General features: G+C 32.9%; 1 protein-coding gene. It reads right to left on the bottom strand.

Going from position 1 to position 496, the window contains the following annotated elements:
• Positions 1 to 496, bottom strand: a 496-nt coding sequence (locus tag L988_RS02105) for a class I SAM-dependent DNA methyltransferase (protein WP_047381095.1), incomplete at both ends; no start/stop codon positions are given.

The raw sequence follows: 496 nt of genomic DNA, 5'->3' as shown, positions 1-496 counted from the left end.
TAGTTTCCAAGTAGTTCCATTACTCTCTTGTCCAAATACAGATATATCTCCAATTCTTCCTCTATGACTCTCTATAAATTTTTCAGATTGAACAAACATACCTCCACTTCCACAAGCTGGATCATATACTCTTCCTTTTGTAGGCTCTAAACATTGTACTATAGTTTTAACTATAGACTCTGGCGTATAGAATTGTCCTCCATTTTTTCCCTCTGAGTTAGCAAACTTTCCTAAGAAAAACTCATAAACTTGACCAAGAACATCTTGTCCTTTATCTGTTTTAGCTTGTAAGTTAATTCCACCAACTATATCTATTAACTCTCCTAGTTTTCCCTTATCTAAAAGAGAGTTTGAATATATTTTATATAAAACGTCCTTTAATGTTTTATTCTCTTTTTCAATAGAGTACATAGCCTCATCAATTTTTATTCCAATTTCTGGAGTTTTTGCACTTTTAACTATCTCTGCCCATCTAGCCTCTTTAGGAACCCAGAAA

Origin of the sequence: Cetobacterium sp. ZWU0022, assembly GCF_000800875.1 — a bacterium.
Classification (GTDB): Bacteria; Fusobacteriota; Fusobacteriia; order Fusobacteriales; family Fusobacteriaceae; genus Cetobacterium_A.
This window is presented reverse-complemented; position numbering and strand designations above follow the sequence as displayed.